Origin of the sequence: Corallococcus carmarthensis (genome assembly GCF_003611695.1) — a bacterium.
Classification (GTDB): domain Bacteria; phylum Myxococcota; class Myxococcia; order Myxococcales; family Myxococcaceae; genus Corallococcus; species Corallococcus carmarthensis.
The window spans coordinates 25,061-33,275 of sequence record NZ_RAWE01000098.1; the positions used below are offsets into that span (position 1 = coordinate 25,061).

General features: G+C 70.6%; 9 protein-coding genes and 1 pseudogene. 4 read left to right on the forward strand and 6 right to left on the reverse strand.

Annotated features, from left to right (window positions below; translation table 11 throughout):
- Positions 1-4: 4 nt before the first annotated feature.
- The 5 genes from D7X32_RS24345 to D7X32_RS24365 form a co-directional block, all read right to left on the reverse strand.
- Positions 5-745, reverse strand: coding sequence for a GlsB/YeaQ/YmgE family stress response membrane protein (locus D7X32_RS24345; RefSeq protein WP_120604966.1), 741 nt, complete (start codon positions 743-745; stop codon positions 5-7).
- Positions 746-756: 11 nt separating this feature from the next.
- On the reverse strand, positions 757-2,637 hold the full coding sequence (locus D7X32_RS24350) for a cytochrome c/FTR1 family iron permease (protein ID WP_120604967.1): 1,881 nt from the start codon (positions 2,635-2,637) through the stop codon (positions 757-759).
- A gap of 123 nt (positions 2,638-2,760) precedes the next feature.
- The gene (locus D7X32_RS24355; protein ID WP_120604968.1) at positions 2,761-2,994 is read right to left on the reverse strand and encodes a DEAD/DEAH box helicase family protein; all 234 of its coding nucleotides are present in this window, start codon (positions 2,992-2,994) and stop codon (positions 2,761-2,763) included.
- A gap of 63 nt (positions 2,995-3,057) precedes the next feature.
- On the reverse strand, positions 3,058-3,546 hold the full coding sequence (locus D7X32_RS24360) for a dihydrofolate reductase (RefSeq protein ID WP_120604969.1): 489 nt from the start codon (positions 3,544-3,546) through the stop codon (positions 3,058-3,060).
- Positions 3,543-4,337, reverse strand: coding sequence for a thymidylate synthase (locus D7X32_RS24365; RefSeq protein WP_120604970.1), 795 nt, complete (start codon positions 4,335-4,337; stop codon positions 3,543-3,545). Before D7X32_RS24365 ends, D7X32_RS24360 begins: the two co-directional genes overlap by 4 nt.
- Positions 4,338-4,440: 103 nt before the next feature.
- On the opposite strand from D7X32_RS24365, the gene D7X32_RS24370 reads away from it, so the two are divergent.
- Genes D7X32_RS24370 through D7X32_RS24385 form a run of 4 tightly spaced genes read left to right on the forward strand, consistent with a single transcriptional unit; the run spans position 4,441 to position 7,845 of the window.
- Positions 4,441-5,001 carry a cob(I)yrinic acid a,c-diamide adenosyltransferase gene (locus D7X32_RS24370; RefSeq protein WP_120604971.1) on the forward strand — a complete coding sequence of 187 codons (561 nt, stop codon included), beginning with the start codon at positions 4,441-4,443 and terminating at the stop codon, positions 4,999-5,001.
- 2 nt (positions 5,002-5,003) lie between these two features.
- Positions 5,004-6,029, forward strand: a complete 1,026-nt coding sequence (gene queG, locus D7X32_RS24375; RefSeq protein ID WP_120604972.1) for a tRNA epoxyqueuosine(34) reductase QueG — start codon at positions 5,004-5,006, stop codon at positions 6,027-6,029.
- Positions 6,002-6,952, forward strand: coding sequence for a DMT family transporter (locus D7X32_RS24380; protein ID WP_167506506.1), 951 nt, complete (start codon positions 6,002-6,004; stop codon positions 6,950-6,952). Before queG ends, D7X32_RS24380 begins: the two co-directional genes overlap by 28 nt.
- A 41-nt stretch (positions 6,953-6,993) precedes the next feature.
- The gene (locus D7X32_RS24385; RefSeq protein WP_120604976.1) at positions 6,994-7,845 is read left to right on the forward strand and encodes an ATP-grasp domain-containing protein; all 852 of its coding nucleotides are present in this window, start codon (positions 6,994-6,996) and stop codon (positions 7,843-7,845) included.
- A gap of 187 nt (positions 7,846-8,032) precedes the next feature.
- Here D7X32_RS24385 and D7X32_RS45535 read toward each other — a convergent pair.
- Positions 8,033-8,215, reverse strand: a pseudogene (locus D7X32_RS45535) (hypothetical protein); the annotation flags it as partial.

Genomic DNA, 8,215 nt, shown 5'->3' on the forward strand with positions numbered 1-8,215 from the left:
GGGCCTAGAAGCTGCCCATGAGGCCCAGATGCGGGCCCTTGCTGCTGTAGGTGGCCACGGGCATCAGGTGCACGGAAGGCGTGGAGGCCCGCGCCTCGGCCTCCTGGCGGAGCGCGTTGCCGTGGGACAACTCGAAGCCCGCGCTCGCGCCCACCACCGGCAGGATGAAGAGGGCGGCGTTGACGGCCGGGGGCGCTTCGGTGCCACCGCTGTTCACCAGCGTGAGCGCCAGGAACGTCGCGCCCCAGCCCACCATGCTCCCGGCCACCGTCGCGCCCACCCGGCCGCGCCCGCCCATGAACCGGCCGCCCGCGTACGTGCCCACCGGGATGCCGATGATGCCTCCCGCCGCGGCGCCCGCGACGGCCATCACCAGGCACTCGTCACAGCCCACCGTGGCGGAGCCCAACAGGTAGCCCACCGAACCCAATATCGTCGCGCCCACCACGCCGCCCGCCGCACCGCCCAGCACCTCCACCGCCACGCGCGGCACAGGGTCCTTCGCGGGCGCGGCCTTCACGGACGGCAGGGCCTCCGCCGTGACGGACGTGCGCGTGGGGACCTCCCCCTCCGAGGGGACGTCCGGCGGCGGCGGCGGCACGTCCTCGTCCGGCGCGACCACCAGCGGTGGCGGCGTGAGGCTCCCGGCGGGAGCCTGGGCTGGCTCGGCGGGGGCCTCCTGGGCGGAGGCCAGGCCCGACACGAGCAGCAGGGCGAGGAGTGGGAACAGACGCGGGAGCTTCACCAGGGCCCACGCTACCGCAAGGGCGGCGTCGGCGTCGCCCCGTCACCGGAGGCGGGCGTCTCCACGCGGGACCGGCGGCGCAGGACCCGGTAGAGCAGCGGCGCCACGGCCAGCAGCGCCTGCGGCACCAACGACAGCGCGTCCGGATAGATGCCCAGCATGTCCACGTAGAGGAAGCGCACCGGCACCAGCGGCAGCGCGCCCACCTCCTGCAGCGAGTGGATGCCCTTGCCCAGCAGCATCACCGCCGTCACCACCAGCACCCCCGTGGAGATGTTGAACAGCGTCTTCATGGGCAGCCGGTAGCCCATGCGGTTGATGAAGAGCACCAGCAGCGCCAGCGCCACGATGCCCGCCACCACGCCCCAGGCCACGCCCGCCGCGGAGTCCACCGCCAGGCCCTGCAGGAAGATGGCCGTCTCGAAGCTCTCGCGCAGCACGGACGTGAACGCGATGGCGAACAGGCCGAACGTGCTGCCCCGGCCCAGCGCGCCCTGCATCTTCTGGCGCAGCTCGCCCATGAAGTGGCTCACGTTGGCGCGCGCGTTGAGCCACAGCGCCGCGTACAGCAGCATCGCCACGGCGACGAGCGCGGTGACGCCCTCCATCCACTCGCGCTGCGCGCCGGCCAGCAGCTTGCGGCCCACGATGTACGCCAGCGCGCCGGCGAAGAGCGCGGACACCCAGCCCGCGTGCACCACGCGCACCTGGTCCATGGCCTTCATCTTCTTCAGCGCGGCCAGCAGCGCCGTGACGATGATGGTCGCCTCGAAGCCCTCGCGCAGCAGGATGAGCAGCGTCAGCCACATCACCGACAGGATGTCCGTCGTGCTGCCCGTGGACTTGCGCGCCTGATCCAACAGCGACAGCAGCTCACGCCCCTCGTCCTGCAGGTGCGGGCTCTTGCGCTCGGCGGCGAGCCGCGCCTGGAGGAAGGCCTCCTCCAGCTTCTGCGTGAGCTCCGGGTCGCGCCCGCGCAGCTTGGGCTCCACCGGCTCCAGGCCGTTGAGGTACGCATCCAGCAGCGCCGTCTTCGCCGCCGCGTAGTCGCCGTCCGCGCCCAGCCTCAGGGCGTGGCCCACCGCCGCGCGCGCGTTGAGCAGCACCTTCTCCTCGTCCGTGTCCGGCATGTTGCGGCGCAGGCACGCCACCTTGTCCGCGCCGTACGCCTTCGCCAGCTCCGCGTCCGTGGACGTGGCCAGCCGCTCCAGCGACGCGTTGGGCGGCTCCCCCTGGCACGGCGGCTGGCGCAGCGTGAAGACGAAGAAGGCCAGCGACCAGCGGTCGTCCTCGGTGAGCGTGGGGAAGGCCGGCATCGCGGTGCCGGGCACGCCGAAGCTGGTGGTGTTGAACGCCTTGTACGGCGTCAGGCCATCCTCCATCAGCTCCGGGTCATGGAAGTTCGCCGGCCGCGGCTCCATGGTGGCCGCGATGGACACGTCCGCCTTGCCCTCCGCGCCATGGCACGCCGTGCAGTTGGCCTGGAACAGCTTCTTGCCGTGCTCCAGGTCCGGGGCCACGCGCGGGCTGCGCGCGAGGCCACCCGCCAGCACCAGGCTCTCCACCAGCTCTCCGCAGTCGCGGCTCACGCCCTCCGGATCCGCCGCCGCGTTGACGCGCGCCTGGATGGCCTCCACGCGGGGCACGAAGGTGGCCGCCGCCGGGCCCAGGTCCTTCGCCGCCGCCAGCGCCTCCGCCGCGAAGCTCTTCTGCTCCGTCAGCTCGAACTCCGACTGCGTCGACACCGCCGCCGGGTAGTCCGCCTGGAGGTACTGGAGGATGCCCACCAGCCGGTGCCAGGTGCGCCCCTCGTCGGATGCGGGCGCTTCAGCCCGGGCAGAAGAGGACAGCGCGAGCAACAGGCACAGCGTGAGGGAGGCGGCGTGTTTCACGACCGTCTTCTACCAACCCCCCCAGGAGCGTTCAATTCTGCGAATCAAGATCAATTTATGAGACCCCCCTCAGGAAGCGAGGGGGGCGTGGGGGTCAACACTCGGAGTGCTCCCGGGGATGACTCAGGGCAGGTCAACGCCGCAGTACTGGGGGAACGTCTTGCACGGATAGCAGGGGCCGCCCGGGCCGTAGTAGCAGACCTCGCCGGGGGCACAGATGCCGCTCTCCGGGCACTGCCGCAGCTCCTGCTCCTGGGTGCCGGGCTCCATGCCCGTGCCGTCCTCGATGGGCCCGCCACAGGCCGCGAGGCCCAGCACCGCGAACAGTCCCAGTCCACGAATCAGATGGCGACGCATGCACGCTCCTTCGGTGTGAGGAGCCCGCACGCTACGGCAATCCAAGAACCCCCGGAATAGGGGCTAACCCTGACGCTCGTAGGTGAAGAAACCGAAGGGCAGGTCGCCCTCCGGGTGCCGTTCCTCCTCCACCTGACTCCATCCGGTGAGGTCCATGGGCGGGAAGAAGGCGTCGCCGGGGAAGTCCCGCTCGATGCGGGTGAGGTAGAGCCGGTGCCACAGGGCCTGCGTCTGCGCGTAGAGGTCCGCGCCGCCCGCGATGAAGACCTCGCTGTCGCCCTTCGCCTGCTCCAGCGCCTCGTCCACGGTGTGGGCCACGCGGACGCCTTGAGGCGCGGCCCAGTCGCGCTGGCGGGTGAGCACCACGGTGGTGCGGCCGGGCAGGGGCCTCCCGATGGAGTCGTACGTCTTGCGCCCCATGATCAGGGTGTGGCCCAGGGTCAGACGCTTGAAGCGCGCCAGGTCCTGCGGCAGGCGCCAGGGCAGGGTGTTGCCCTGGCCGATGACGCGGTTCGCCGCCATGGCGACGATGGCGGACACGCGCGCGCTCATACGGCCACGGGCGCCTTGATGGCGGGGTGCGGGTCGTAGCCCTCCAGTGTGAAGTCCTCGTAGCGGAAGGCGAACAGGTCCTTCACGTCCGGGTTCAGGCGCATGCGCGGCAGGGGGCGAGGCTCGCGCTTGAGCTGCTCCCGCGCCTGCTCCACGTGGTTGAGGTACAGGTGCGCGTCACCGAGGGTGTGGATGAACTCGTGCGCGGTGAGGCCCGTGGCCTGCGCCACCATCAGCGTGAGCAGCGAGTACGACGCGATGTTGAAGGGCAGCCCCAGGAAGATGTCCGCGCTGCGCTGGTAGAGCTGGCAGGACAGGCGTCCGTCGGCCACGTAGAACTGGAACATCACGTGGCAGGGCGGCAGCTTCATGGACGGCACGTCCGCCACGTTCCACGCGCTCACCAGGTGCCGGCGCGAGTCCGGGTTCTTCTTCAGGCCCTCCACCAGCTGCTGCATCTGATCCACATGGCCGCCGTCCGGCGTGTTCCACGAGCGCCACTGGTGGCCGTACACGGGGCCCAGGCTTCCGTCCGCGGTGGCCCACTCGTCCCAGATGGTGACGCCGGCCTCCTGGAGCGAGCGCACGTTCGAGTCGCCCCGGAGCATCCACAGGAGCTCGTGGATGATGGACTTCAGGTGGAGCTTCTTCGTCGTCACCAGGGGAAAGCCCTGGCTGAGGTCGAAGCGGAGCTGGTGGCCGAAGAGGCTCAGCGTCCCCGTGCCGGTCCGGTCGCCCTTCTTCGTCCCCTGTTTCAGGACGTGCTCCATCAGACTCAGGTATGGCCGCATGGGGCCTTTTTCCTTAGGCGGGGTCGAACAGCCGAGCAATATATCGGCCGCTGATCCTCTCCGCACGGCGCTGCATGTGTCGCATCGCTAGATAAGGGCTGCCATGAAGATCTACACGAAGACCGGCGATGCGGGAGAGACGGGCCTCTTCGGCGGTGGCCGCATCGCGAAGGACGATGCGCTGGTGGACGCCTACGGCGAGGTGGACGAACTCAACGCCACGCTGGGCCTCGCGCGCACGTTCCCGCTGCCGGCGGACCTGGAGCACTTCCTCCAGCGCATCCAGGACCAGCTCTTCACGGTGGGCGCGGTGCTGGCCACGCCGCCGCACACCAAAGCGGCGGCCCACATCCCGGAGCTGCGCCCGGAGTGGGTGGAGGAGATGGAGCGCCACATCGACCGCTACGAGGAGGAGCTGCCGAAGATGACGCACTTCATCCTCCCTGGCGGCTCGCCCGCGGCCGCGGCGCTACACCTGTCGCGCACGGTGTGCCGCCGCGCCGAGCGCCGGGTCGTGACGCTGCTGCGCGAGGACAAGGCGCCGCCCGCGGTGGCCATGTACCTGAACCGCCTGTCGGACCTGCTCTTCGTGGTGGCCCGGCTGGTGAACTTCCGCGCCGGCCTGCCGGACGTGAAGTGGATCCCCGAGAAGCCGACGAAGTAGCCGTGTACGCGACACAACTGCCCACTGCCCGGCTCCGGCAGCTCGCCCAGGACGTGGGCTTCGACCTCATCGGCTTCGCGCGCGCGGAGCCCATTCCGCCGTCGTCGCTGATGTCGTGGCTGGAGGCCGGCTACGACGCGGACATGGACTGGATGGGGTCGCGCGCGGAGGAGCGGCTCGACGTGTCGGTGCTGCTGCCGGGCGCGCGCACGGTGCTGTCCTTCGCGAACAACTACTGGCGGGACGACGCGCCGTCGCAGGGCTCGCCCATCGCGCGGTACGCCAGGGGCCGCGACTACCACTCCACGCTGCGCGACCGGATGAAGGCCTTCCGCAAGACGATCAACGCCTGGTACCCGGGCCTGGGCACCTACGGCGGCGTGGACAGCGGACCCATGATGGAGAAGGTGTGGGCCGCGCGCGGAGGCCTGGGCTACGTGGGCAAGAACGGCTGCCTCATCACTGAGTCGCATGGCTCCTGGGTGCTGCTGGCCACGCTCATCCTGGACGCGGAAGTGGACGCATACCCGGACGGCCCGGTGGCGGACCGCTGCGGTTCCTGCCGGCGGTGTCTCATGGCGTGTCCCACCGGCGCGCTGGTGGGCAACCGGCAGGTGGATGCGCGGGCGTGCCTGTCGTACCAGACGATTGAAAACCGCGACCGCGACGTGCCGGAGGCGTTCCGGCTCAAGTTCGACAACCTCATCTTCGGCTGCGACATCTGCCAGCAGGTGTGCCCGCTGAACCGCAAGCCGGTGTTCGCGGAGGACGACCGCTTCATGCCCCGCGCGGTGGCGTCGCTGGGCACGCTGGAGCTGGCGGCGCTCACCCCCGAGCAATACAAGGAACTCATTCCAGGCACGGCGCTGGCGCGCGCGCGGTACGACGGTTTGAGGCGCAACGCTGTCTATGCACTGGGGGTCGCACGGCAGGTGCACGCCCGGCCGTTGCTCGAAAAACTCAGCGGCGATGGCAGTGAGCTGGTACGCAGCGCCGCACGATGGGCGCTTCTGCAACTGGAGCCGTGACGCCGGCCTCCGCGACGCCGCCGCTCGGGCGGGTGTACGCGGCGCTGGCGGTGCAGGTGCTGATCAGCGCGGGCACGTACCTGGCCGCCAAGCGGGCGATGACGGAGCTGTCGCCGTTCACGGTGGTGCTGTGGCGCTTCCTCGTCTGCGGCGCCGCGTTCGTGACGCTGCTCATGCTGACGCCAGGGCGGATGCTGCCGCCGCGCCATGCGTGGACGCGGGTGGCGCTGCTGGGGTTGATGGGCGGGCCGGTGAACCAGACGCTGTTCTTCTCTGGCCTGTCGCGCTCCACGGCGGCGCACGCGGCGCTGTTCTATGCGCTCACCCCGCTGGGCGTGTACGTGGCCAGCCTGGTGCTGGGGCGGGAGCGGGCCTCCACGCGGACGACGGCGGGCATCCTCACGGCGCTGGTGGGCGTGGTGGTGCTCCTGCTGGGCCGGGGACTCGCGAGCGCGAAGGGCACGCTGGAGGGCGACCTGCTCATCCTCGCGGCGGTGGTGGCGTGGGTGGTCTACACGACGGAAGGCCGGCCCCTGGCCGCCGAGCACGGGGCGCTGCGCGCGACGGCGTGGACGATGACGGTGGCCACGGCGCTGCAGTTGCCGCTCGTGCCGTTCGTGCTGGAGCCCGCGGCGGTGTGGGCCTCCAGCGCCGCGGCGAAGGGCTCCATCGTGTACCTGGGGCTGATGACGTCGGTGGTGGCGTATCTGCTCTGGTACTACGCGCTGTCGAAGGTGCCCGCGTCGCGCGTGGCCATCTTCTCCAACCTGCAGCCGGCGGTGACGGCGCTGGTTGCATGGCTCTTCCTGGATGAGGCGCTGCACTGGGAGCTGGCGCTGGGCGGCGCGCTGGTGCTCGTGGGCGTGCGGCTGACGCAGGGCACGCCGGTGAAGGCCGCCCCGGTGGTGGTGCGCGCGGGGTGAGCCGTTGACCCGTGAAGGGGGACGGCCACACGCTTTCGTCCATGTTGCGTCCCGGAGAGGATCTGCTGAGGGTCGAGGACCGCCTGTGGCTGCTCACCGCGGCGACGGGGAAGGGCGTCTATGACTTCGCCTTCGACCGGTTCTTCGCGTGCCGGCGGCCGTATGGGCTGCCCGACGCGCCCATCGAAGTCATCGCACGCGCGGGAGCGTGGCCCGACTACGCGGAGCGCTACCGCGAGCTGGAGGCGCAGGGCGTGCGGCTGGTCCATTCGCCAGAGCAGCATCTGCTCGCGACGGAGCTGCCGCACTGGTATCCGCTGCTGGAGGACCTGACGCCCAGAAGCATCTGGTTCGACACGCCCCCGGATGCGCGCACGGTGGAGGAGGCGTTGGGCTGGCCGGTGTTCCTCAAGGGCGCGCGGCAGACCAGCCGTCACCGCAAGTCCCTCTCCATCATCGAAGGGCCGGAGGCCTTCCGTCAGGCGCTGGAGGCCTACGCGCGGGATTCCATCCTGCACTGGCAGCAGGTGGTGTGCCGCGAGCTGCGGCCCCTGCGGCGCGTGGACGACACGCAGGGCGCGGATGCGTTGCCTCGCTCGTTCGAGTTCCGGACCTTCTGGTGGCGGCAGCAGCTGGTGGGCGCCGGGCCCTACTGGTGGCAGGGGACGCCGTACTCCCTGACGCCACGGGAGGAGCAGGAGGCGCTGGCGCTCGCGGGGGAGGCGGCGCGCCGGGTGGCGCTCCCGTTCCTGGTCGTCGACGTGGCCCAGGAGGTGTCCGGCCGGTGGATCGTCATCGAATGCAACGACGGCCAGGAGAGCGGCTACGTCGGCGTGTCACCCTTCGCGCTCTGGCAGCGAGTCCTGGACGTGGAGCGGGAGCGGGAGGGCTGAGCACCCCGCACGAACCGGTCCGACAGTCGGACCCGTTTTGGATGACCGTGGCCGGCGGCCTCTGCTCCAACCAAGCCGCGGAAACTGTCCGACAGTCGGACCCGTTTGGAAGACCGCGGCCGGGGGACTGCCGCTCCAGCCGAGCCGCGGAAACGGGTCCGACAGGAGGGTTGCGCGGAATAGCGGTTCAGCCTGGCCGCGATGCAGGGGGAGGAGCAGGGGCCTCGAAGAGGACGAAGACGCAAAAAAGCCGGCTGCGGGAGAGCAGCCGGCTGACGTTATGGGCCAGCAGCTTGAGGAAGACTTCCGCGTCGATGGTGGGCGGGTGCCGGGAGGAGAGGCGGTGAAAGCCCATGTCGTGCTGCAGCGA

Bases quoted from the DNA above. Each gene is read 5' to 3' on its own strand.
- D7X32_RS24360 (WP_120604969.1), bottom strand. From the start codon at position 3,546: ATGAGCGCGCGCGTGTCCGCCATCGTCGCCATGGCGGCGAACCGCGTC.
- D7X32_RS24365 (WP_120604970.1), bottom strand. From the start codon at position 4,337: ATGCGGCCATACCTGAGTCTGATGGAGCACGTCCTGAAACAGGGGACG.
- D7X32_RS24380 (WP_167506506.1), top strand. From the start codon at position 6,002: ATGGGCGCTTCTGCAACTGGAGCCGTGACGCCGGCCTCCGCGACGCCG.
- D7X32_RS24385 (WP_120604976.1), top strand. From the start codon at position 6,994: ATGTTGCGTCCCGGAGAGGATCTGCTGAGGGTCGAGGACCGCCTGTGG.
- D7X32_RS24355 (WP_120604968.1), bottom strand. From the start codon at position 2,994: ATGCGTCGCCATCTGATTCGTGGACTGGGACTGTTCGCGGTGCTGGGC.
- D7X32_RS24370 (WP_120604971.1), top strand. From the start codon at position 4,441: ATGAAGATCTACACGAAGACCGGCGATGCGGGAGAGACGGGCCTCTTC.